The organism is Flammeovirga sp. AWQ4_249 (assembly GCF_056161045.1).
Genome location: NZ_JBSWYJ010000002.1, coordinates 159,567 through 183,913 on the forward strand (window position 1 = coordinate 159,567; position 24,347 = coordinate 183,913).

Below are 24,347 nucleotides of genomic sequence, written 5' to 3' on the forward strand. Positions count from 1 at the left end.
AAAGCTGAGGGTTTTTATTTTTCTTTAATTTATTGGTTCTGGTAGAGTTGAAGACATTGTTTTCTTAGACTTCACAATTAAGTAATCTAAACCCAATTTACCAGAGCCAACTACCATCAAGTAGATAGATATCCATAGGAATCCTGCTGCAGGCAACAAAGGCCAACTACTTCCATATTCCATAGCATCAGGCCATTTTTGAAGGAAAATAGCAGTAAACATCGTCATCGATAATAAGAAACTCCAAATACGAGTTCCTAATCCGAGTACTAAAAATAAACCACCAATCGCCTCGGTTGCAGCTCCTAACCAAGCAAATAATAAAGGAGATATATTAAATGGGAATCCAAATTTTGCAACATCTTCAGGAAACCAAGATGCCACTTGAAACAGTCCCATTTCTTCAGTGGTAGACCATGGCATTCCAAACTTACTTGCCCCAAATTCAAGGCACAAAAGTAGCCCTCCTATTATTCTTGGAAAGGCGATCATGATATTCGCCAGCCAATTGTCAAATACAACCGGTGAAATGATTTTTTTGAGAGAGTATAGCATTAGAGATTAGTTTTGATTCTTTCATTTAACCCATAAAAGTCTTTTTTGTTTAAAAAAGAAAACCTCTAGAGAATAATTCAAATCTCTAGATGTTTTAGAAAAAGGTCAAACGAATAGTTATTTTTTCTTTTTCAATAAGTACATGTATAATCCTGAAATAGGTAGAGAACAAGAAAATATACAGACTATAAATGCAAAAATTTGAGAGGGAAGTCCATAAATACTTCCTTTATGTATTGGATAGATATAGCGGTAAATATAATCTCCGAGATATACCTCGCTAAACATTTTTTTCTTTAAAAGCTCTCCTGAATACTTATCAAAATACAAAGAATGATAAGCGTTTTCATGATCTCCAGGCATTGTAATATTAGCAGAAATAGTACCTTCCGCTTTGGAAGAAATTCGTACAGTACTTCTGTGTGGAGTACCTAATATTTGATTGATATTCCCATAGATAGTATCCCAGTTCAATGTTTCTTTACCTTCAATAACAGTTGAAATCGGTCTTTCTTCTTTTACCTCGGGCTTTTCAATTGACTTAATTCCTTTACGAATAAAAGAATAGGACCATACTAAACCTGTAGCACTAAAAATGATTACGCCAATGACTAAGTACATACCAATATTAGCGTGAACATCATAAAGAACTCTACGAATATTTGCCTTGGTTTTTATTCCAAATTTACCTTTGAATTTGTTTCTTTTAGGCCACCAAAGGTAAAGTCCAGAAATAGCCAAGAATAAGAAAATCAATGTAGAAGCTCCTACAATTTGTTTTCCAATATCTCCTAAAAGTAAATTCCTGTGTAGCATTTCTATTGTCTTAAAAATGCTTTCTTTGGGAATGCCAATATCCAATAATTCTCCTGAATAAGGATCTACATACCCTACTTTAGATGTTTTTCCTTCTCGGATAAATAGTTGAATAGGTACTTCCATATCTTCAAAAATACGGAAGCCTGTAATGTTATATTGCCCTTGATATTGTTGACGGATTTGTTCCAAAGAAACTCTAGAGTCACCTTCTGCAAATGCAAATCGCTGTGGATATACAAATGGCTCTAACTCATGTTCGAAAGTTAAGATCGACCCTGTAAGGCAAGTATTGAATACTACAATACCACTGATCAATCCCAACCACAAATGGAGTTTATACCAAATCGTATTTCGCTTTATGACTTTATTAGGTTTCTTTGTTTGCGTCAACATATTACATCCACTCTATATCAGGAATTGGGAAATACTGATTTTGTCTTTCAGTAAATGAAGGTGACGTTTTCTCACCATCCCATTGTAATCTTCTTAGGTCTAACATTCTTGTACCTCGCCAAGATAGATAAATTCTACGATACTCGATGACCTCATTAAATGTTATTCCAGAAACTGTTTCAGCACTTGTATCAAAATAAGTAAGGATTTCATTAATGTATTGATCTACATTCTCTCCTTTTTTGGCAGCTACTTCTGCTAGAATCAAATTATTTTCAACAAAGTCCGTCAAAACTGTTCTATCATACAATTCATAAAGCCCTTGTACTTGACGATCTTGTTCTGTATGCTTGACAATTGGACATCTTGTCTTTGAAGCTTCTGTTGTTAAGATGTTTTCAAAATATGAAGGTACTGAAAGCTCTCTTCCGTAAATTCCGGCAGCATCGCCAATACCATTATTCATTACACCATTTTGGTAATCAAAACCAAAATTCGCATCACTTGCTGTTAAACCTGAAGCAGCTGCAGTTTCAGCTTCTGATAAGTTACCCCAAACCAAATACGATTTTGCTAATAATGTATATGCTATTTTCTTTTGATAATCATCTCCAAATGAAATTGCTTGATTAAAATTCTCAATTGCCAATTCCATTACATATTCTACAGATTGCTCCTCACCATTCAAATAAATAGTACCATTACCGTGACCATCAGTATTAAAATAATAAGTCAAGTTCGCTAGTGCATTTGCATGATGTAAATGAGTATACCAAAGTGCATTTTGACGAATTGTCATTTCTTCATCAGAAGAAGAATTCCATGAAGTTTCTTCTATTCTAGTGATATTTTCTAAGGCTCTTGCTCTATAATTATGAGCGTCTGACCAAAATCCTTTGATACTACTGTTTTGTGGTGTAAGATCATCTTCTTCGATCTCTCTATAAACAATAACGTTTCCACCTTCTACCCAGATAAACTCATCTGTCATTACACCTGCGTAAGTATAAACTGATTGGTAATATTCTGCTCCTGCATGTAAAATAGATGATAGATTAGGACCAACTGAAAAGTTTCCTTGGTCATCAATTTTACCAAAAGCTTCTGGTTTATTCATTTCTTCATAGTCCAAAATATCATTTGGAGTCAATGCATCACTCACCCATCCTGAGCATGATGTTAGTGAAATAAATAAAGCAAAAATTAATATATGTTTCATGTCGTAATTTCTTTTTTTTATAAATGGTTTTCGATAAAGTAGAAAGATTAAATTCCTAAGTGAACAGTAAACATATACGTCTTTGGAGGAGGAACACTCGTCCAATCTGAACCGATATGTGACATACCTCTACTTGCACTTGAACCACCTTCTCCAGCAACTAATGGATCAGGACCACTATACTTTGTAATCATCCATAAATTGCTTCCTGAGAAAGAAACTCTTAAACTATTGATTCCATTTTGACCGATAAATGACTTTGTAAGGTCTGTTAAATCGTAAGATAATGTTACATTACTTAATCGTAAGAAATCACCATCTTCTACGAAGTTACCTCTTGAAGATTCATACGTTGATAATTCATTTGCCCATTGGATATATTCGGGTGAGCCGATTGGGTAGCTCGTCATATTTTCATAAGCATATTCTTTAGCATATAAGTTATCACCTTGACGAGCAACATTTCTACTTGAAATATTATACACTTGGAATCCCGTTGCATACGTAAATAATGCAGATGCTGTTAAGTTCTTGAATAAAGTAACGTTTACTCCAAATGATCCTTGATAATCAGGGAAAGGTTTTCCTAAATATTGATAATCACTTACGATCTCTCCAGCATATTCACCGTTCTCATCAAACTTTGCTCCATCTGATTTAGGATTATAGAAAGCATACGCTGGGTAACCTTCTTGGATAGTTGAAGCAAAATAAGTGAACTCCTCACCTCCTGTATCAATCACTTCATTTTGTTGCCAATTGACATTACCAAATAAGTCTATCGCAAATCGTCTGTTTTGAGTTTCCCAAACTCTATAGTTGACACTCAATTCAATACCTGAACCTTTAATCTCACCCGCATTTTGAGCATACTTTGCACTCGAAGTTACCCAACCTTCTGATGGTGGCAAATCCGTATAAATAATAGCGTCTACAGTATGTTGTTGGTAATATGTAAATGAAACATCTAATTTTTTATATGTGAAATCCGTTCCTAATTCTAATTCTTTAGTTCTTTCTGGTTTGATATCAGGATTTCCTAGTACATATGCTTCATAACTTGGCCCTGTTGCAGTTTGTGTTGCTAAGTAGGAAGTTTGTGCATCTAATGGATGAGGCAAACGACCTGACTCGCCATAAGCCACTCTTACTTTCCAAGCATCAAAGATATCTTCTGCCCAGTTTTCTTTGTCTAAGTTATAAGCTACTGACACCTGTGGATATAAAATGCTACTTACATTACTACCCATTAAGTTGGACATATCTCTTCTCAAACCAGTTGTAACAAACAATTTTTCATCGTAAGCATATGTTGCTTCACCATAAATACCAAATGAACGTTTTTCAAATTGATTTTCACCTGCATTTGTAATAATCCCTGCTGCTCCAATATTGTCAATTTCTGCTGAAGGGAAATTTTGACCTGTAACTGAATTACTAATTGATAATTCTTGGTTCAATTGTGTAATCCCTGCCACACTCAATTGATGCTTTTCATTGATTTTCCAATCGTAGCGAATTGAGTTTTCCCAGTTTAAGTTCGTATTTCTTCTATTGGAAAGTGTCTTTTGTCCTTCTTTAATGTCACCGTATGTTTGACCATAAGGCTTATAATTAACACCATCTACATCATTTTGATCCAAACCAACCAATGACTTAATCGTCAAATTTTCAATGGGATTAAAACCTAAATAAGCGCTACCCATAAAACGGTTATTGTTGTACTGGACTTGTTGAGCAGCCCATGCTTCTTCCGTTAAATAAGGCCAAGGTGTTTGGTCTTTTACTAAGTTCCAAGTGGCATCATACTTTCCACTACCTGTTGGAGGCATGATCACTTCACCTATAGAATATTGTCCAGAGAAACCAAAGTTGAATTTCTCTTTTGTATAATCATAAGTACCATTGAAAGTACTTCTTAATTCTTTGTTACCAGGAACGTGGCTTTCATTGTTTCTTTGATCAAATCCCATATGGAAACGACCATTTTCACCTGATTTACCACTTACTGATGCATAATAGTTTTGTACTTTTCCTTTTTGATAGAAGTCGTTGATAGGATCATTGTTTACATACTGATCATAGTCATTCGCTAACTGATTAACCCCTTGAGAGTATTTTAAATCAACTTTTAATTTATCAGAAGTCCCTCTTTTTGTCTTAATAATAATAACACCATTGGCAGCTTCAGCACCATAAGAAGCACTTGCCGCTGGTCCTTTTAAGATTTCAATTGATTCAATATCATTAGGATTCAAGTCATTTAATCCACCTAAAGATTCTTGTGCAGATGAAACATCAGAAATATTAGAAGTACTCATTCTTACTCCATCTACAAATACTAATGGATCTCTTTGTAAACTAAATGTCGCACTTGAACGAATATTGAAACGTGGTGAAGTACCAACTTTACCATTTGAATTAAACACTTGCATACTTCCACTACGACCATTTAATAGATCTGACATAGAAGTAAAAGATTGATCCTCTGTTAATCCTTCCGAATCAATTTTATTATAAGAAGTAGCTAATTGTTCTAGGGGTTTTGAACCAACAATACTTGCTTGTACGGTCACTTCTTCCAATACAACATCTTCTTCTAAGAAGATTTTCTTGTTTTTACCTTCTGATAAAGTAATTGTTTTTGTTGTAAAACCTACATAGGAAACTTCAAATTCAGCGGAAGTCTCTTTGTATGATTTTGGTAACTGTAAGATAAACTCACCATTGGTATCAGTGATTGTACCGATGTTTAATGTCTTTGAGTAAATGTTTACTCCGATTAAACTTTCGTTTGTCGATTGATTAACGACAGTTCCAGATATGTTTTGACCAAAAGCTTGCGTTACGAACATTAAGTTCAATAAAACCAGGTAGTACTTGTTTAGCGTCATCTCTTATTTAGACTAATTTCAAATAGTGACGCGAAAATGCTTAAATTATTAATACATAGCAATGACGGTACTCACTTTATTTAGACTTAATATAAATAACAGACCAAAGTGACGATATATCGTATTTACAATCAAACACTTACAGCTAATTTTCATCGATTGTGAATATTCCTAAACAAATAAATCCTTGTTTAAACGACTATTATTCAGTGATCTGTAAGAGAAAAATGATACTACCTAAAAAGTGAACTTTTATTTATGAACCAAAAACATCCATTAAAAAACAATAATTAGATCTTCGACATAACTGACCTAATTTTGAACATTAATTCTCAAAACGGTCATGGGTAATATTACATCTCTATATTTTCCTCGTACATAAACATTTCTAAGACAGTCGTATAAAATCGACCAAATTAAGGATACGATTTTGTTGTGGGAAGAATGGTTCATATCTATATATCTATTGTATTTTTTGGCTTGTTATATAGGTTTATGAAGATAGTATAAAAACAATAAAAACTGTATTTCAATTATTTTTTTTAGTGCTGTTTTCTTGGTTTTTAAGCGTTTTTCAAAGAAAACGGATCAGATGTATGTGGTGTTAGTAGTTTGCTTTGAAAAAATAGAAGTTTGTAAAAAGGTTACACTTTCTTTTTCTAATCTTCATTACCTAAGTTCAATCCTCGTTCTAATTCTTCAATAGTAGGTAAATCACTTTTCAGATTATCTGGAACAACTTCGGTAAATTGAAATTCACTTATTCCCATTGGCTTATTGATGCCTCTTAATGCAAACTCTGCTTCAAGGTTATTCTTATCTCTACAAAGAAGAATACCAATGGTAGGATTGTCATCAGTTACTTTTACCAAGCTATCAACTGCTGAAAGATAAAAATTCATCTTTCCTGCATATTCAGGGATAAACTTCGTGTTTTTTAACTCGACTACAACATAAGCTTTCAGTTTCACATGATAAAACAATAAATCTAAGTAATAGTCATTCTCAGCTATTTCTAGATGGTATTGCCTTCCCATAAATGCAAAACCTTTACCCAATTCCAATAAGAATTTTGAAATATGACTCACCAATTGGTTTTCAATATCTCTTTCTACATAAGGGTCACTTAAAGTAACAAAATCAAATAGATAAGGATCTTTAATAGTTTGTTTCGCTAAATCAGATTGAGGAGCAGGTAAGGTAGTTGAAAAATTGGTAATTGCTTTACCTTTACGTTGGTATAAGTTGGATTTTAATTGAAGCTCAAAAGTATCTCTACTCCAATGATTTTCAATAATTTCATTTACATAAAAAATCATTTCGTTAGGAGATTTAATTTTTGAAATGATTACTTTAATATGCCCCCAAGGTAACTGACATATTAATTGTTTGACTAATTGTCCCCCAGACTGAGGGACAATTTCTTGACTTTTATTTTGTCCCTCAAGTTGGGGGACAATTATATTATTAAAGTAAGTATAAAATTGACGTATGTAATAAAGGTTTGTTCGAGAGAACCCTTTGAGGTTTGGAAATTCATTTTTTAAGTCATTCGCTAACTGGGTTAAAGCTTTATCACCCCATGCTGATGACTCTATTTTTTTAAAAATAATTTCACCAAGGTATAATAGAAAATAATAAGCTCCTTATTTGCTGCCAAAATAGCCCTTATTTGAGCATTTTGAATTTGAGTTTTTACTTCTTTATACCAGTTTAAATACTCTTTATTAGATACTAAATCCATTACTTTTCAATCTTAAATTTATCTTCTATGAAGGTAACACTTTTTCTCAACAGTATAATTAGTGAAGAAAGTGTAGGTAAAAACAAACTTTATTAAAATGAAGCTACCCCCAATTTTTGATAGTAGCCTCCTATGAATTAATCATCAAAATTTTTCATCGTTTCCATTTTCTTATCCAGAAGAAGATGAGCATAAATCAAAGTACTTCTATAATCTTTATGACCTAAAAGCTCTTACAGTTCCTTTAGCACCCTTGGAAATTATAGTTAGTAAGAGTAGTAGTGACACCTTTTTTCTTTTCTGAAGTAGATATCATAATAGGATCATACGCTTTCGTTTTATCCCAGTACTTTGGTTCAATCTCCAATTTCGAATTTAATCGTTTTACCTTCCTTTTGTGTGTTAAACGTAAAAGGATAGGACATTTATCATATACTTAATATAAAAAGTGTAAACATAGAAAGTCCATAAATAAGAAAAACCGCCTTCTTCAGTAGAAAAAGCGGTTATGATAAAATGAAGGGGGTATTTATTTTAATACCAAGTAGCCCCACCGGGAATCGAACCCAGATCTTAAGCGCCGGAAGCTTACGTACTAATCCGTTGTACTATGGAGCCATATTATTTTATTTTGCGAATATACTATCTCTAAGTTGCTCAAACAACCAAGTTTTTTTCAAATTCTATTCAAAATGATGTATTTTTAATTAGTACTTTTTTCTCTAAAGCAATCAAAAATCTGAATTACCTCGTTATCAATGAGATTCTCTCTTAAACTATATACCTTCGTTACTCTCTTTTTTTTATTAATAAGCAATAATAACATTTTTGCTCAATGGATGACTGCTGAAGTCAAACAACAAACTTTTATGCGTGATGGTTATGGAAGTGATGAACATGTTATCATGACCTTGAAAAAAGGGAGACAGATTCTTGCTCTTCCACTAGAAAATAAAAATAATTACATACGAGTTTGGGATTATCAAAGTGGAAAAAGAGGATTTGCCTATAAAGGGAATATCACCTTATTTGATACTTTGACAAAAGTAAATCTGGAAGAATTAAAAAACCAAGGGACATTAGGTAGAGGCGGCACTACTTTACATCTAGAAAACCTATACAATAAAGATATTCACTTTGAATTAGATCAAATCCCTTATGCTCTTCAACCTTTAGAAGAATTGACTTTAAGGGTAAAAAAAGGAGAACATGGTATTTGGATCAGTAGAGATGGTGCATTTCCTTTTTGGGGTAGTTTAGTATTAGCAGATAGTGCAGAATATGTATTAAAAATCGATGAAACAGAAGAAGTTTTAATTGGAGAACTAGACCCTGTCTACTCTATTCAAGATACATTGCGGATGGAATATCATCATGTTGACACGATAAATGTAACGCCAAAAGTCAAAGTTGATACTGCCAGAATTGTAACCAATAAACACCCCCAAGATTTAGAAAAGTCAAAATCAACTGTAGGTATTCGTGGTTATGTAAAATTAAACATGATCTATGATTTTAATGGTCTTTCGGATGTTGACCGTTTTGTTCCTGTCGAAATTCCAGTAGGTGAAAGAAATACTGTAGACCGTGGATTTTATATGGGAGCTCGTCAAACTCGTTTGGCCTTTTCTTCTAATATTAAAGCGAAAACTGGGTATTTAAAAATATACGTCGAAGCTGATTTTGCCGGTGGTTCTACTAGTAATATGTATTTTAGACTAAGGCAAGCTTATGCGGAATATGGCTTTCTTACCGTGGGTCAAACGTGGACGACATTTTCGAACATTGAAGCCTTGCCATTAACTGTCGATAGAGAAGGTCCTAACAGTTCTATTGCCATAAGACAAGGTATGATTCGATATGAGAAAAAAGTAGGTACTCAAGATAATGAATTTGGTATTGCTGTTGAAACGCCAACGCTTACTTTTTCAGACTCCGTCGCTATTGATCAAAGACAAAAATTCCCTGATATCGCTTCCCGATTTAAGATTAAACATGATAAAGGACAGGTTCAGCTTTCAGGTTTATTCAGATTATTATCCTACTCAGACCAAGCTTCTAATGACACGAAAAATACACCAGGGTATGGTGTGATGATCAGTGGAAAAAATATTCTGAACAATAAAAATAATCTACTCTACTATCAAGTAGTTTACGGTAAAGGAATTAGCCGTTATGTTAGGGCTTTTAGAAATTATTCTATGGATGCTTTCGTCAACCCTGATGATAATAGTGTATTCGTTCCACGTACAGCTGGTGGATATATTTCTTTCGAACATCATTGGACAGACAAGTTCTTTAGTAACATAACAGGAGGTGTAACATGGTTGGAAAATGATTCTTGGCAAGCTGCTGATAGTTATAAAAGTAGTTATTATGGTAGCGTGAATTCCTATTGGAATGCTTTCGATAGAATGCAATTAGGCGTCGGGTATATCTATGGTATTCGACGAAATAAAGATAATAATACGGGATATGCCTCTCGTTTTCAAATGTATGTAAGGTATGATATTTAAACATTGGAGAAACATGAAGAATATCTATACTTTACAAAGAATACTGCTAATAATGGGAATACTTTCCTTCCCATCTCACCTTTTTGCACAATGGATGCGATCAACAGTTGAGCATACGACTTACCTTAGAGATCACCGAAGTATCAATAGTCCAATTTTAATGCGTCTTGATAAAGGAAGAGATATTCTTTCTTTACCCCTTGATGAAAAAAGTAATTTCGTTAGAGTATGGGATTACCAAACAGGTAAAAGAGGTTTTGTTGAAAAAAGAGAACTTGTACATATCGACACATTAGCAAAAGCTGACTTATTCGTTCCTAATTTTCAAGGACATATCCAACGAAACGAAGCCATTCTTCAACTCGAAAATATTGAAGAACACACCATTATTGTAGAAATCGATCAAGTCCCTTATGAAATCGGACCATACAATGAAATTAGTCTTACACTTCAAGAAGGAACCCATGGTATGTGGTGTTATAGAGATGGAGCTTTACCATTTTGGGGTGATATTCAATTAAAAGATAGTTCTGAATATATTATTCAAATCAAAACTACGGAAGATGAAGATGTCATTACAGCTAATATTGAACCTATTCCTCATGTTAAAGACAAACTCATCATAGAGTCTCATTATCAAAATACAGTAAAGTTTTTTCCTAATATTAATATAGATACGACCAAAATTGTAGACAATAAACACCCTCAAGACCTTGAAATGGCACAAACCCCTTTTGATATTAGAGGCTATATAAAACTAAATGGTTTGTATGATGGAAAAGGTTTAACAAGTACAGGTGGTTTCGTTCCCTATCGTATTCCAGTGGGAGATGCCAACGAAAGAGAAGGAGGATTTTTCTTGGATGCTCGACAAACTAGATTGGGTATTTCCTCTAATATTACTTCTGAAAAAGGATATATTAAATTTTACTTCGAAGCTGATTTTGCTGGAGGGGGGACTTCTGTAGATTACTTTAGATTAAGGCATGCTTATGTACAGTACGGCTACCTTACTGTTGGTCAATCTTGGACCACATTTACTGATTTATATTCCACTCCTCTAACTGTAGATAATGAAGGACCAAGTAGTTCATCAACTACTCGACAAGGGATTATACGATTCGAGAAAAAAGTTGGAACCAATGATAATGAGTTTGCGGTCAGTATAGAGACTCCCACAAGAACTTTTACAGACAGTGTTGCTGTAGATCAACGTCAACTGTATCCTGATATTTCCTCTAGAATTAAGTTTATTTTACCTACAGGTCAATTTCAGATCGCAGGTTTATTTAGAGTCCTTTCTCAACATAATCCTAATGATGAAGTAATTTCTAAAATCGGATATGGACTAATGCTTTCTGGTAAAAATACTTTTCGTGAAAAACATAAAATTTATTATCAATTTACAGGTGGTAGAGGTACGACAAGATATATTAATGCATTTTCATCCTACAATCTAGATGCTGTTCCTAGCCCTGAAAATGATATTTATGTTCCATTCTTTAGTGGTGGTTACTTTGCTTATGAATATTATTTCAAAAAGAACTTATTTATCAATTTTGTAAATGGTGCTTCATGGATTGATAATTCTGATTGGCAACCTGATGATACATTTGAGAGCAGTTATTATACTAGTGCTAATTTATTTTGGTTTCCTTTTGATCGTTGTAGAACAGGGATTAGTTTAGTTTATGGAGCAAGAACGAATAAAGATGCTCAAAGAGGTGATGCAGGAAGGATTCAGATGTATATTCGTTATGACATTTAAAAATACAATTATAGTTTAATTTCAAAACGCTCTCTCATTCTTTTAATGTTTTCTTTAGGTACATTATGTACTGACTCACTTTGATGACGATTTTCTACGATAAGTGAAGAAACACGATACCCAAATTCTTTAGCTAAATTTTGATAGGGTTTTAATTCTTTTTCAGTTGTAAAGGAATTAGAGACAACAATCTTATCCTGCCCTCTTTGCATACACATTTTCACCATAGCTTCACACTGCCTATGCGCAAAAGTTAGTAAATTAGTATTGAATTCATATACTCCTTTCTCATTGATCATAAAATCATCTGCTTCGATTGAACCTCCCATCATTTGTGCAATAGTTGACTTACCTGCTCCAGGTAATCCTCTAAGTAATATTAATTCCTTCATATGTTAACAAAAATAAATGCAAATAGTAATTATATATTTGAGATAACTACTAACTTTAAGGATAAGACTTAACAACCATCTCAATTGTACTAATGATACGACTCCAACACATAACTTTCAACAAATTAAGCCTTATACAAAAGGCTGAAATCGTCCAATACTTCTCTGACTTTTTAACATCAATGTATAAAATGGGTAAAAAGTTCGAATTGTATAATTATGACGGTACATACATTCAAGTCAATTACAAAGGTAATAATGCTTGTGAAAATGAGATTGAATCCATTACAGAAATCGATCGAATTTCACAGTTTTGCCCTACCATTGAATGGAAAAAAATATTAAAATAAAAAAAGACCTAATAGCATACACCATTAAGTCTTTTCTATTATGATTACCCATTGATTAGCGAGTACCTACAATTTCAGCAATTTTTACAATAACTTTTGTTGCCGCTTCCATCGTTGGAACAGGTACATATTCATAGCGAGCATGCATATTATGTCCACCTGCAAAGATATTTGGACAAGGTAACCCCATAAAAGATAATCTTGCACCATCTGTACCTCCACGAATTGCTTTAACGTCAGGTTCAATTTCTAATGCTTTCATTGCTTCCAAAGCAACCTCTACGATGTGCATATTAGGTTCAACCTTTTCTTTCATATTATAGTATTGATCTACCATAGAAAGTTGAACTTTATCTTCACCGTATTCTCTTTGGAAATCTTTGACTAAGCTTTCCATATGATCCTTTCTAGATTGGAATAATTTCCCATCATGGTCACGGATGATATATTGTAATTTTGATTCTTCAACACTTCCTGACATTGTCAATAAGTGGAAGAAACCTTCGTATTTATCTGTTGTCTCAGGCGTTTCATTATCTGGGAATTTTGTAGCAAACTTAGCTGCAATATTCATTGAATTCACCATTTTTCCTTTGGCTGTACCTGGGTGAACATTTTGTCCTTTAAATGTTACTTCAGCATAAGCTGCATTAAAGTTTTCATATTCAAATTCTCCCATTGGGCCACCATCCATAGTGTATGCCCACTCAGCACCAAACTTTTCAACATCAAATAAATCAGCACCTTTACCTACTTCTTCGTCTGGAGTAAAGCAGATTCTAATTTTACCGTGCTTAATCTCTGGATGTTGTATTAGGTAATCCATAGCAGAAACAATCTCAGCAACCCCTGCCTTATCATCTGCTCCTAATAAAGTTGTTCCATCTGTAGTGACAATCTGCTGTCCTTTATACTTTTTGATTTCAGGAAATTCCTCTGTTGACAATACGATATTTTTGTCTTTATTTAAAACAATATCATTACCATCATAATTATTCCAAACAATTGGGTTTACATTTGCTCCAGTTAAATCAGGAGTAGTATCTACGTGTGCTACAAAACCAATTGTAGGTACTTCTTTATCAATATTCGAAGGAAGCGTTGCCATTACATAGCAGTTGTCATCAATAGTGACATCTTCCATACCTATTTCATTTAATTCTTCAACTAGTAAGTTTGCTAAATTGAATTGTTTTTTTGTACTCGGAATTTGCTCAATACCAGGAACAGACTCCGTATCGATTTTCACATAGCGTAAAAATCTTTCTAATAGTTTTTCCATGAATCTTTTTGTAATAAATATGTCTATATCTCTACATTCTAACGTAATGTAGGCATTTATGGTAAGCTGAATTTACAATAGTTGATAAAACTTTAAAAAAAAATGAGCTTTTATGAAGGATAAATAAGATTTAAACTAGAAGATATTGACTTTTTTGTAACTTGCGACCTGAATTTATTCTATCAACTTAGAAATACACACACCATGAAACTGCTAGAAGGCAAAAACGTTTTGATTACAGGTGCGTCTAAAGGTATTGGACGTGCAATCGCAATTCGTTGCGCGGAGCATGGCGCAAATATAGGTTTCACTTACCTTTCAAGTGTTGAAAAAGGTGAAGCATTAGTAGCTGAGCTTGAAGCTTATGGCATTAAAGCAAAAGGTTACCGCTCAGATGCATCTCAAATGGAAGCAGCTGAAAAGTTAGTCGCTGATTTCAACTCAGATTTTGATTCTTTAGATGCGCTGATCAACAACGCAGGTATCACAAGAGATACACTTTTAATGCGTATGTCTGAAGAACAGTTCAACGATGTAATCAGAGTAAACTTGAATTCTGTTTTCAACATGACGAAAGCAGCTACAAAAACTTTCTTAAAGCAACGTAGCGGTTCTATCATCAATATGAGTTCTGTTGTTGGTGTATATGGTAATGCTGGTCAAGCAAACTATGCAGCTTCAAAAGCAGGTATCATTGGTTTCACTCAATCAGTAGCTAAAGAATTAGCACCTCGTAACATTCGTGTTAATGCTGTTGCTCCAGGTTTCATCGAAACTGAAATGACAGCTACTTTAGATCAAAAAGTAAAAGACGAGTGGTTAGCAGATATCCCTATGAAACGTGGTGGTAAGCCAGAAGAAGTAGCAGATCTTTGCGTATTCTTAGCTTCAGATATGTCAACATATATCACTAGACAAACAATTCAATTGACTGGTGCAATGAAGAGCTAATTCGATACTTTGTTATCAAAAGGTCAAAAAGGTGGAAGGTTAAATATATTTAATCTTCCATTTTTTTTGGACTAATATTTAATATTGTACCCAATGAAACTATTCCGTAATTAGATATATTTTGTTGAATAATTGACTCATATTCTACTCTTATATTAATTCTTTTCATCAATGCATAATCTACCCCCACCCCATAAATAAGGTCTTGAGAATTACTCTTTTGACGATATGTTTTATTATAATTATACGTTAAAGTATAATTATTTCGATTACTAATAAATAGCATTCCAGCTTTTCCATAGGTTGTAATTTTGCCAAATCCATATTTTCCTTTTAAAGACATTTCCCAACCTTTTTTATCTGAATTTAAAACATATACATCTGTAGATTGGCGAAGTGTACCTAACAATCTATGCCCAAACTCAATATCAAAATATTTTGTTTGATACCCTAAAACCATTTTTCTAGTAAATGATCTTCCTTCCATCGAATAATTCTGTTTCAGAAACTCAATGTTATTTTGTTGAATATATGCCATTCCTCCACCCACACCTAAATAGATTTGACCTTGAGTGTGAGAGGAGATAGAAAGAGAAATAATTGAGAAAAATAAGAGGTATTGAATTATTTTCATAGTATAATGTAATGATGAGTTCAAAGGTCTACAACAGAATACTACTTCATTAAAAACATTTACTTTATTCTTTCAAATCTTTACTAAAATTGTACAATAAAAAAACCCCTAGATTGGTATAACAACCTAGGGGTACTCACGGATTTGGTAATTGCGAGTTTTTAGTAGAATAAGCTAGTGAAATAACTTATCCTGATATATAAATCTTAAAAGATTATTCACAATCTTCACAATCGTCTACGTATGCAACTTCAGTATCCACATTTTCAGCAGTGAATAAAGAAACTGTAGTTTCATTGCTAATTACATTATTGATTGTCACATCGTTGTGTACATCAAAACCTTTTTTAGCATCAACAACTTTCACATTCAAGAAAGTACCCTTAGCACCTTCTCTAACTCTAAATGCAGTAGTTTCACTAGCTACACCCATTACTGTAACATTTTCTACACGCGCATTAGTGTAAGGTTCTGCAGAGTTTGCCTTTGAGTTATTGTCAATTTCAAAGCCTTTGTCAAATGGTCTTGAAGCATCATGGATTACCCATAAGTTCTCTAATTGACCATTAAAACCATGAGCCCAATCAAATGAATCATCTTCACAACCTACTGATACCAAGTTTGATCCATTTACAGTTCCACCAAACCACTCTAAACCATCATCAGTTCCTTTGAAAGCTTGTAAGTAAGAAAGCTCTGTAGAAGAACCTACTGCTGAGAAAGTAAAACCATTATGTTCTGACTCATCATTATATTTATAACCAGAGAATTCAACACGAACATATGAAAGTACACCTGAATCGTCTGCATCATTTGTACCACCATATTTTACACCTGAATCTACTTCTGGTGAAGCTTCTCCAGCACTATCTCCATTATTAATTGTAGCACGTCCATTGACAAGGATACCACCCCATGCACCTGGATTTTTATCTTTTGCAGTGAAAACAATCATGTTATCAGCAGTACCTCTTGCTTCAATTTTAGCATCTTGCAATACCATTAAAAAAGCATCTTCAGTTTGTGCCTCTACAACAGTACCTGCAGCAATTGTCAATGTTTTTCCTGCTGGAACTTTTACTGCACCAGAAATTGATACGTTACCAGACCAGTTTAATTCATTATCTGATAAATCACCTGCAGAGATAACTAAATCAAATTCACCATCAACATTTGTACCTGCGTATTCTATACCTTTAGCCCATGAAGGAAGGTCACCTGCTCCAGTACCTGTACCGTTAGCAACAATTTTATTTTCAGCATAAGCTTGATCTTGAAGTCTATCGCTAGTACCTCCATTACCATTTCCATCAGGATCTTCGATATCAACAACTGGTCCTGTAGGGTCCTCAGAATCACATGAAACTGTAAATAATCCGACTAGAGCGATAAATGCTGCTGTTTTAAATTGCTTTTTCATAATTAAAAGTTGTAAATTTGTTGCGAGAATAAAATTATTTAATTTTATGAGGAGGTCGTAAGTCGCATTTACGTCCTCTTTTTTTTTATTAGAAATTATACTTGAATCCTAATTTAGCATCGATACCTCTTTGGTAAGTTTCTACTACACCTGTTGTACCATTTGTAAATTCTTGCTCAAGTGTAATATCTGGGTTTAAGATATTTTTCACTGATAGATCTAAGCTGATATTTTCTCCAATTCTGTTTTTCCAGATGAAGTTTAATGTACCATAAGATCTTTCGTAGATATCACCAGCTCCTTGAGAACCTGCTGCAATGATTCTATCTCCGAATGTGTTATAAGTAACTGTGAAAATCGAAGTTACATTGTCACTAAAAATATTTGCTTCATGAGATACATTTGCATTGATCATATATGGAGATGCTCCATACATTGCTCTTTGCTCATTTGTAAATAATCCATTAGAACCTGATAAATCTGTTTCTGAAGCTAACAATGTAGTATTGAAACCAACATTTGATCTTTCTAACCATGATCCACCACTTTGAAAGATGTTTGATAATCTTTTGTTTACTTCAATTTCAATACCTGCAACTTTTGAAGTACCTGCATTTACATAAGTAAATTCTGTAATTGCTGATGCTTTAGTCACTAATTCGATTGTATTATTAATTTGCTTAGCAAAAACACCTACTGAAATTAATTCGCCTGCATTAGGGAAGATTTCATATTTTAAATCGAAGTTAAACACCTGTGAGTTCTCTAAGTCTGGGTTACCAACGATTTTTTGACCATTTGCGAATGTGAAACGGAATGGAATCAACTCTGACATCATTGGACGAATTAGTGTGCTTGAAGCTGCTAATCTTAAGTTTGACTTCTCATTCATTGAATATTTTAAGCTAAATGAAGGAAGTGCATTAAAAGTATCCTTTACCTCTGTTTTAAATTCAGCATTTGGATCAGTTGTACCTTCTTCTTTATAACTTACCTCTTGATGACCGTTTTCAAATCTAACTCCTGCATTTAATTTTAATACTTCAGGAATAATTTGGAATCCGTAATCTGCATAAACAGCATTTACATTCATCACTGCATTAAACTCTGTATCATATCTTACGATTGGTTTATAAACCAATGTACCATCTGCAAAATTTGAATTTAAATCTGGTTGAGGATTATCAATATCGATTCTTGGAGGTACTCCTTGAATACTAATTGTAGACATCCACCATTCGAAAGTTCTGTCTTTAAATGAACCGTTGTAACCAAAAGATAAGTTATGTCTGTATGAATCACTGTTGTCATAGTATTGCCCTAAACCATAGTTTACTCCAATTCTAGCTGACCAAGTATTTTCATTCATATCTGACCAGAATCTATGTGAATCATCAGGAGCATTAGCAAATAATTTACCTGAAAACTCATTGTCACTGTATTCTAAATCTCTGTATGTTAACTGACGTCTATCTGGCTCTTGAGAATGAGACTTAGAGTAACCAGCACCCCAAGATAATTTTAATCTATCATTTTCAAGAAACTTATGATCACCAATTAGCTGATGAATATTTACTGTATTTTGAGTATATGTATTACGCTCTCTGAAAATTGGCTCTTCTCTACCTAATTCTTCATGTTTACCTTGTAAGTCTAAAACACTATTTGCTGACTCATTGATAAAAATGTTGTTGAATGAGATCTCATTTCTATTATTTATTTTGTAGAACATATTACCCATTGCAGTAGTATTTGTTGAGTAAATATATTCTTTAGAGTCATAATTATTGATTGTTGAACCTTCTGCTCTGTATGTTCTCTTTACACCTTCTCTAATTTGATAGTCATTATCAAATGAAGCTGAAGCAATAAAACCAAATGCACTTTCAGCACCAAATTCATATAAATTACCTCCCGCGGCATTGAAGCTCATATTAGGTCCTGCTGTTTTGTAAGTTGGAGAGAATGAATTATCATAAGCGTTTGGAACTTGTCTATCATTCATTTCAGATGGTAAAGCTCTTCCTCCACCAGTGAAACCAAATGTTTCCATATCTCCATCTTCAAAAGTTTTGAAACCATTACCAGTTGCTAAAGAGTTATAAGCTCCTGATAAACCTATAGTAAAGAAGGCTTCATCTGGATAATCCTTTGTTACGATGTCAACTGTAGCACCTGCGAAGTCACCATATAATGTAGGGTTGAAAGTTTTATTGATATCAATGTTTCTCACCACATCTGTAGAGAATAAACCTAAGTCAATTACTTTCTTATTTGGATCTGTAGATGGTACTACTAATCCGTTTACAGTAGCATTATTATATCTATCACCTAAACCTCTTACAAATAATCCACCTTTCTCTGCTTTAGTTACACCTGTAACATTTGCAACTGCATCTTCAGCATCTGAAATCCCTTTTACTGACATCTCCTCAGCACCAATCGCTTGGATCATTACGTCAGCATTTTGTCTTTCTACCATTAAAGCACCTGCTGATTCTGTATTTGCTTTAGCTACAATTTCTACTGCTTCAAGCTCTTGTGCATCTGTTGCTAATAAAAAGTTGATAACTGTTTCTTCACCTGCAACAACCGTAATTTCCTGTGTTGTTTTCTTATAACCAATAAATGAAGAAACTAATGTATAAGTACCTGCATCAGCATTGAATTGGAAGTTACCAAATATATCTGTTGAAGCACCTGTTGTTGTTCCTTGAAGAGAAACACTTGCACCAATTACATCTTCTCCTGTATCGGCGTCTTTTACATTACCTTTGACGATACCTTTTTGTGCAAAAGCAACAAATGATGTTAAAATTAATGCGAACGAAATGAAATAATGTTTCATTGTATAGTTTAAATCTTTTAATACTAAAACTGTGTTAACCAAATCACATCACAAATGTACAGGTCGTATATGTTGTAGTATTTTAGAAATCTTAAACTTGATGTTAAATAAACAAGGGGTAAAATGAACGCAATGTTACAAAGGGTAGTAATAAATGTTTGTGAAAAATATCAACCCATTCATTTTTTTTAATTTTCTTTGCTCTGTGATCTATAAATGAACTTTTTATAAGAAATAAGGTAATGTTAAGTCAGTATAAACTCAAATTATTTCTATTTTTTCTAGGTTTTATCCTTTTATCATGCGAAGGCAATAAAAATGAGTCTAATCAGAAAAAAGAGAAGGTTACAGTAAAAAAAGTTAAAAGGAAGATACCAAAGTTAACAGAGGAGAACTCAGCTCAAGAATTAGCATGGTATGGACCTGAAAACCCTGAAACGGTTGTAGAAATAGAAACTAAATTCGGTAATATCAGAATTCGTCTATATAAAGACACACCGAAACATAGAGCGAGTTTTATAATGCTAGCAAAAAGAGGATACTTTACAGATGCTCAATTTTATAGAGTTGTGAAGAATTTTATTGCTCAAGGTGGAGATTCTGATGATCCTGATTTTAGAAAGAAAAAGAGAGCAATTGGTAAATACTATGTGCCTAATGAAATTGATCCAAGAAGATTCTATCATAAAAGAGGTGCTTTATCTGCCGCAAGGTCTTACCAAAACAACCCTACTAGAAGGTCCACTCCTTTTGACTTTTTTATTGTTCAAGGTCGTGAAGTGACAGAAGGTGATATGGTACAGTCAGAATTAGATAATGGACTTACCTATACTGATGCTCAAAAAAATGAATATAGAAAAAATGGTGGTGATCCACATTTAGATGGTCAACATACTGTTTTTGGAGAAGTAATATCTGGTATGGATGTAGTGGACAAAATATGTGATGTTCCTGTAGACGATGGCGATTGGCCTATTGATGCGATATATATGAAAGTAAAAGTGATAGAATAATCAATTCGCTTTACTTCTTCTTTAAATCAAGCATAATAGTTTTTTACTGTTATGCTTTTTTATTTTTTTGCTTTTCTAAATATTCCAATATTACCTTGGATTAATTCAAAATAAATCGATAACTTCAATTAAGTCTATTTAAAATACACACACTACTCTACACTAGGATTTCAAATTACTACTTACTACAAAATGAAAATTATCACTTTTATTGCTGTTCTACTGCTCATTCAGAATGTTTCTTTTGGACTTGAAAAAAAGGCAGATTACCGTATCTATGAATTAAATAATGTTGTTCGTGACAAAGATCAGATATATGATGTATTAGGTAATTGGTACAAGAAAAAAGAACTCTATAAAGACAAAAAAGATGACACCTTTTTTATAATAGGGATGTATTATTATTTACATGGTAAATATGATAGTGCCATAAATTATATCGATCCCATTATATCAATGAAGAAAAATGACAATGTATACTTAGAAGCTGTAAGATATAAAGGTATAATTCAAGATCGATCGGGAGACACACACACTGCACTTACAACTTTAAAAAGTATCGAAAATAATCCGGCACTTATCAATAACAATCCATATTCACACCTTATCTATTTAAATACCATTGGGATAGTTTATGAAAATCTATCCATGTATGATTCCAGTATTGCTATTTATGATAGAGCACTTTCTTTTGTTGATGATATTGAGAACCCAGTTTTCAAGATGAATCTTTTTTATTCAATTGCTTGTGCACAAACAAAAAAGTTTGACTATGGTAAAGCAATGAGTTATGCCGATAGTTGTTTATCTATTTCATTATCCTTTGAAAAGAAAACAATGATGACATATAAGGCTTTATTATTGATGTCTGATATTAGTAAACTAGTCAACACTCCTGAAGAAACTTTAAAAATCTACAATGAAGTACTAACATATGAAGGTGAAATAGAACATAACTATATCATTGGGCAAGCCTATTATCATAAATACAATTTATTAAGGCTTCAATTAAATAGAGATGAAGTTGATTTATTGTATAAAAGTAAAGATTACCTCACAAAATCCGGCGATAAAATAATTCTCTCATTAACACTGATAGAATTATCAAATAAATATATAAGAGATCAAGCACTAGATTCTGCAAATTATTATGCAGATAAAGCTATTTCTCTTTTATATCGCCCAAAGATGAATAAATATCTCGCTGCTGCTTACTCTATTAAAGCTAAAGTTCTACTAGCAGAAAATAATACGAAGGATGCATTAAAATATTCTTTAGAGGCTTATAGATATATCAGTAATAATGACAAAGATGATGCACTTTCAAATTATAAAACACACTTAGAGGTTTTTAAAAAAGAAGGTAAAAAAGATGAAGCATTGGCAGTAGCTGAATACATTATTAATAATAGATCCAATTACATCAAAAATAATGATGTCAAAAAGCTAGCACAACAACAATTTGTGATGGATAAAAAATATTCAGATCGTCTCTTTGAAGAAAAGAAACTCCAAGAACAACAAAAAAGAGAGAAATATATTTATCTGAGTGTATTCTTATTTATCGTTGTTATTGGATTAATATATTTCAGCTACATTATAAAAAAAGCAAAAGATAAGACTGCGGCCTCTTTATTAGAAATTGAAAAGCAAAAAGCATTTATCGCTGAGCAAAACGAAAAATTAGCTTCTTTAGATGAAATGAAAAACAAATTCTTTGCTCAAATTTCTCATGAGTTTAGAACACCACTTACGCTTATCAAAGGTCCTGCTCAAGATCTAGAAAGAGAATTGGAAGGCCATCAAAAAGAAAGTATGGGAATCATCATTAAGCATTCTAATAGATTGCTCACATTGATCAATAAAATATTAAACCTAGCCTCTATTCGTAATCGTAAAAATGCACTTCAATTATCACAAATAACCTACAGTGAGTATTTGAAAAAATTTAAGTCTAATTATGAATCACTTGTAAAAGGTAAGAACTTAGGATTTACAATTAAACAAGAAGGAAATGTAGATGTAGGTTACTTTGACTTAGAGCACCTTGAAACAATATTAAATAATTTAGTACATAATGCAGTAAAATATACCCATACCGGAGGTATTAAAATCACATTCCAAAGTAGTATTGATCATCTTACAATTAAAGTACTTGATACAGGTGAAGGTATTTTAAAAGAAAAATTAAAACATATTTTTGATGAATTTTATAATGACAAGAATAAGAGTACTTCTATCGGATTAGGATTAGCGATCTGTAAAGAACTTTGTAATGAAATGGGAGGTAGTATTTCAGTGGAAAGTGAAGTGAATTTTGGTACTGAATTTACCATTATTCTTCCTTCAAACCCTTCTATTTTTAAGGAAAAAGAAATAGAATATGTAATGGCTAATGATGTTGTTTCAACTACTCTGATATCAAATATTGTTGATGAAAAACAGGAAGAGACAGTTACCGATTTGTCAAATAATGATGCTATAAGAGATGTGGTTCTTGTCATTGATGACAATGCGGATATTCGAAATTACCTTAAGCATATATTAAATGATCATTACAAACTTCATTTTGCGATCAACGGTCAAGAAGGCCTAGATAAGGCGATCAAATACCAACCTGATATTATTCTAACGGATTTGATGATGCCTAAAATGGATGGACATGAATTATTGCTTCGCATAAAAGAAAATGAATTGGTATCTCATATCCCTGTCATTATGCTCACAGCAAAAGGAGATGATGTGACTCGTCTTGAGTCTTTAAAATTACAAGCTGATAACTTTATTAATAAGCCATTCAGTAGTGAAGAAATTCTACATAATATCAAGAATAAACTCAACTTCAAGAAAAGGTTGTTTAGGAAGTTTGCCAATTTCGCTCTTAATCAAGAAGCAGCAGTTGAATTACCATCAGTAGAACAACAATTTATTGAAAGAGTCAATAAAGCTATTGATGGAAATATAGATCAGCCAGATTTTGGTGTTGAAGAACTAGCACAAGAAGTAGGAGTCAGTAGAAGTCAACTACACAGAAAATTAAAGGGGTTGATCAATGAAAGTACGAGTGCTTATCTAAGAAAATATAGATTAAATAAAGCCTATAAAGAAGTGAAAGAAAGTGATCTTCCAATAAGTGAAATAGCTGATAAGTATGGTTTCAATAGTTTGAGTTACTTTACAAAGACTTTTAAAGACGAATATTCACTTTCTCCATCAGAAGTAAGGAATCAAAATGCAAAAGCATTATAAGTAAGACAAAATTAATAGTGATATAAAAAACAAAATCCCCTTAAAAATTTTTTAAGGGGATTTTCAGTTTCATTTACAGCCTGTTTGTAAATCCTACAAATTCCTAGTAATCTATTTAGTTACCTTTCTATTATTCTATGTATTTTCTGTTTTGATAAAGCAGTCATTGTAAGTAAATATCTTATGAGTTTTCCGATAAGTAATCCTATCATAAAAAATGATAGCCCAATGTATTTGTTGGAAGAATGTTTATTAACAGTTCAAATATTTTGAGCAATTTCTAAAAAGTATAGGATCACT

General features: G+C 32.9%; 18 protein-coding genes and 1 tRNA gene. 6 read left to right on the forward strand and 13 right to left on the reverse strand.

Annotation, left to right across the window (positions count from 1 at the left end; all coding sequences use genetic code 11):
• Positions 1-24 precede the first annotated feature (24 nt).
• From ACXAHM_RS02580 to ACXAHM_RS02615, 8 genes are all read right to left on the reverse strand, one after another.
• A complete protein-coding gene (locus ACXAHM_RS02580) occupies positions 25-555 on the reverse strand; it encodes a DoxX family protein (protein WP_474958833.1) in 531 nt (176 codons plus the stop codon).
• A 117-nt stretch (positions 556-672) separates the two neighbouring features.
• Positions 673-1,767 (reverse strand): PepSY-associated TM helix domain-containing protein, encoded by a 1,095-nt coding sequence (locus ACXAHM_RS02585; protein ID WP_474958834.1) that lies wholly within the window; start codon positions 1,765-1,767, stop codon positions 673-675.
• A 1-nt stretch (position 1,768) separates the two neighbouring features.
• Complete coding sequence (locus ACXAHM_RS02590) at positions 1,769-2,986, reverse strand: RagB/SusD family nutrient uptake outer membrane protein (RefSeq protein ID WP_474958835.1); 1,218 nt, start codon at positions 2,984-2,986, stop codon at positions 1,769-1,771.
• Positions 2,987-3,033: 47 nt separating this feature from the next.
• A complete protein-coding gene (locus ACXAHM_RS02595; RefSeq protein WP_474958836.1) occupies positions 3,034-5,841 on the reverse strand; it encodes a TonB-dependent receptor domain-containing protein in 2,808 nt (935 codons plus the stop codon).
• 698 nt (positions 5,842-6,539) lie between these two features.
• Positions 6,540-7,493 (reverse strand): PDDEXK nuclease domain-containing protein, encoded by a 954-nt coding sequence (locus ACXAHM_RS02600; RefSeq protein ID WP_474959029.1) that lies wholly within the window; start codon positions 7,491-7,493, stop codon positions 6,540-6,542.
• The gene (locus ACXAHM_RS02605) at positions 7,475-7,624 is read right to left on the reverse strand and encodes a hypothetical protein (protein ID WP_474958837.1); all 150 of its coding nucleotides are present in this window, start codon (positions 7,622-7,624) and stop codon (positions 7,475-7,477) included. Before ACXAHM_RS02605 ends, ACXAHM_RS02600 begins: the two co-directional genes overlap by 19 nt.
• A 244-nt stretch (positions 7,625-7,868) precedes the next feature.
• Complete coding sequence (locus ACXAHM_RS02610) at positions 7,869-8,042, reverse strand: hypothetical protein (RefSeq protein WP_474959030.1); 174 nt, start codon at positions 8,040-8,042, stop codon at positions 7,869-7,871.
• Between the two features lie 127 nt (positions 8,043-8,169).
• Positions 8,170-8,242 (reverse strand) — tRNA-Arg (locus tag ACXAHM_RS02615).
• Positions 8,243-8,382: 140 nt separating this feature from the next.
• On the opposite strand from ACXAHM_RS02615, the gene ACXAHM_RS02620 reads away from it, so the two are divergent.
• The gene (locus ACXAHM_RS02620) at positions 8,383-10,140 is read left to right on the forward strand and encodes a DcaP family trimeric outer membrane transporter (RefSeq protein ID WP_474958838.1); all 1,758 of its coding nucleotides are present in this window, start codon (positions 8,383-8,385) and stop codon (positions 10,138-10,140) included.
• A 13-nt stretch (positions 10,141-10,153) separates the two neighbouring features.
• On the forward strand, positions 10,154-11,908 hold the full coding sequence (locus tag ACXAHM_RS02625; RefSeq protein ID WP_474958839.1) for a DcaP family trimeric outer membrane transporter: 1,755 nt from the start codon (positions 10,154-10,156) through the stop codon (positions 11,906-11,908).
• 8 nt (positions 11,909-11,916) lie between these two features.
• Here the strand turns inward: ACXAHM_RS02625 and ACXAHM_RS02630 are convergent, their stop codons facing one another.
• Entirely contained in the window at positions 11,917-12,300 is a 384-nt protein-coding gene (locus ACXAHM_RS02630) for an AAA family ATPase (protein ID WP_474958840.1), read from the reverse strand.
• Between the two features lie 191 nt (positions 12,301-12,491).
• On the opposite strand from ACXAHM_RS02630, the gene ACXAHM_RS02635 reads away from it, so the two are divergent.
• On the forward strand, positions 12,492-12,650 hold the full coding sequence (locus tag ACXAHM_RS02635) for a hypothetical protein (protein WP_474958841.1): 159 nt from the start codon (positions 12,492-12,494) through the stop codon (positions 12,648-12,650).
• A 55-nt stretch (positions 12,651-12,705) separates the two neighbouring features.
• On the opposite strand, the gene pepT is transcribed toward ACXAHM_RS02635, so the two are convergent.
• Positions 12,706-13,932, reverse strand: a complete 1,227-nt coding sequence (pepT, locus tag ACXAHM_RS02640) for a peptidase T (RefSeq protein ID WP_474958842.1) — start codon at positions 13,930-13,932, stop codon at positions 12,706-12,708.
• A 204-nt stretch (positions 13,933-14,136) separates the two neighbouring features.
• On the opposite strand from pepT, the gene fabG reads away from it, so the two are divergent.
• On the forward strand, positions 14,137-14,883 hold the full coding sequence (fabG, locus tag ACXAHM_RS02645; RefSeq protein ID WP_474958843.1) for a 3-oxoacyl-[acyl-carrier-protein] reductase: 747 nt from the start codon (positions 14,137-14,139) through the stop codon (positions 14,881-14,883).
• Between the two features lie 49 nt (positions 14,884-14,932).
• Here the strand turns inward: fabG and ACXAHM_RS02650 are convergent, their stop codons facing one another.
• From ACXAHM_RS02650 to ACXAHM_RS02660, 3 genes are all read right to left on the reverse strand, one after another.
• On the reverse strand, positions 14,933-15,517 hold the full coding sequence (locus ACXAHM_RS02650) for an outer membrane beta-barrel protein (RefSeq protein WP_474958844.1): 585 nt from the start codon (positions 15,515-15,517) through the stop codon (positions 14,933-14,935).
• 214 nt (positions 15,518-15,731) lie between these two features.
• Positions 15,732-16,937: a hypothetical protein gene (locus ACXAHM_RS02655; RefSeq protein WP_474958845.1), complete on the reverse strand. Its 1,206-nt coding sequence runs from the start codon at positions 16,935-16,937 to the stop codon at positions 15,732-15,734.
• A gap of 88 nt (positions 16,938-17,025) precedes the next feature.
• Positions 17,026-19,785, reverse strand: coding sequence for a TonB-dependent receptor (locus ACXAHM_RS02660; RefSeq protein ID WP_474958846.1), 2,760 nt, complete (start codon positions 19,783-19,785; stop codon positions 17,026-17,028).
• A gap of 242 nt (positions 19,786-20,027) precedes the next feature.
• Here ACXAHM_RS02660 and ACXAHM_RS02665 point away from each other — a divergent pair, with 242 nt between their 5' ends.
• Together ACXAHM_RS02665 and ACXAHM_RS02670 are read left to right on the forward strand one after the other, a co-directional pair.
• The gene (locus ACXAHM_RS02665) at positions 20,028-20,798 is read left to right on the forward strand and encodes a peptidylprolyl isomerase (RefSeq protein WP_474958847.1); all 771 of its coding nucleotides are present in this window, start codon (positions 20,028-20,030) and stop codon (positions 20,796-20,798) included.
• Positions 20,799-20,990: 192 nt separating this feature from the next.
• On the forward strand, positions 20,991-24,047 hold the full coding sequence (locus ACXAHM_RS02670; RefSeq protein WP_474958848.1) for a response regulator: 3,057 nt from the start codon (positions 20,991-20,993) through the stop codon (positions 24,045-24,047).
• The last annotated feature ends 300 nt before the right edge of the window (positions 24,048-24,347 follow it).

Excerpts from the sequence above, each read along its gene's own strand:
- ACXAHM_RS02580 (WP_474958833.1), bottom strand. The coding sequence starts at position 555 with ATGCTATACTCTCTCAAAAAAATCATTTCACCGGTTGTATTTGACAAT.
- ACXAHM_RS02585 (WP_474958834.1), bottom strand. The coding sequence starts at position 1,767 with ATGTTGACGCAAACAAAGAAACCTAATAAAGTCATAAAGCGAAATACG.
- ACXAHM_RS02590 (WP_474958835.1), bottom strand. The coding sequence starts at position 2,986 with ATGAAACATATATTAATTTTTGCTTTATTTATTTCACTAACATCATGC.
- ACXAHM_RS02595 (WP_474958836.1), bottom strand. The coding sequence starts at position 5,841 with ATGTTCGTAACGCAAGCTTTTGGTCAAAACATATCTGGAACTGTCGTT.
- ACXAHM_RS02605 (WP_474958837.1), bottom strand. The coding sequence starts at position 7,624 with ATGGATTTAGTATCTAATAAAGAGTATTTAAACTGGTATAAAGAAGTA.
- ACXAHM_RS02620 (WP_474958838.1), top strand. The coding sequence starts at position 8,383 with ATGAGATTCTCTCTTAAACTATATACCTTCGTTACTCTCTTTTTTTTA.
- ACXAHM_RS02625 (WP_474958839.1), top strand. The coding sequence starts at position 10,154 with ATGAAGAATATCTATACTTTACAAAGAATACTGCTAATAATGGGAATA.
- ACXAHM_RS02630 (WP_474958840.1), bottom strand. The coding sequence starts at position 12,300 with ATGAAGGAATTAATATTACTTAGAGGATTACCTGGAGCAGGTAAGTCA.
- ACXAHM_RS02635 (WP_474958841.1), top strand. The coding sequence starts at position 12,492 with ATGGGTAAAAAGTTCGAATTGTATAATTATGACGGTACATACATTCAA.
- pepT (WP_474958842.1), bottom strand. The coding sequence starts at position 13,932 with ATGGAAAAACTATTAGAAAGATTTTTACGCTATGTGAAAATCGATACG.
- fabG (WP_474958843.1), top strand. The coding sequence starts at position 14,137 with ATGAAACTGCTAGAAGGCAAAAACGTTTTGATTACAGGTGCGTCTAAA.
- ACXAHM_RS02650 (WP_474958844.1), bottom strand. The coding sequence starts at position 15,517 with ATGAAAATAATTCAATACCTCTTATTTTTCTCAATTATTTCTCTTTCT.
- ACXAHM_RS02655 (WP_474958845.1), bottom strand. The coding sequence starts at position 16,937 with ATGAAAAAGCAATTTAAAACAGCAGCATTTATCGCTCTAGTCGGATTA.
- ACXAHM_RS02660 (WP_474958846.1), bottom strand. The coding sequence starts at position 19,785 with ATGAAACATTATTTCATTTCGTTCGCATTAATTTTAACATCATTTGTT.
- ACXAHM_RS02665 (WP_474958847.1), top strand. The coding sequence starts at position 20,028 with ATGTTAAGTCAGTATAAACTCAAATTATTTCTATTTTTTCTAGGTTTT.
- ACXAHM_RS02670 (WP_474958848.1), top strand. The coding sequence starts at position 20,991 with ATGAAAATTATCACTTTTATTGCTGTTCTACTGCTCATTCAGAATGTT.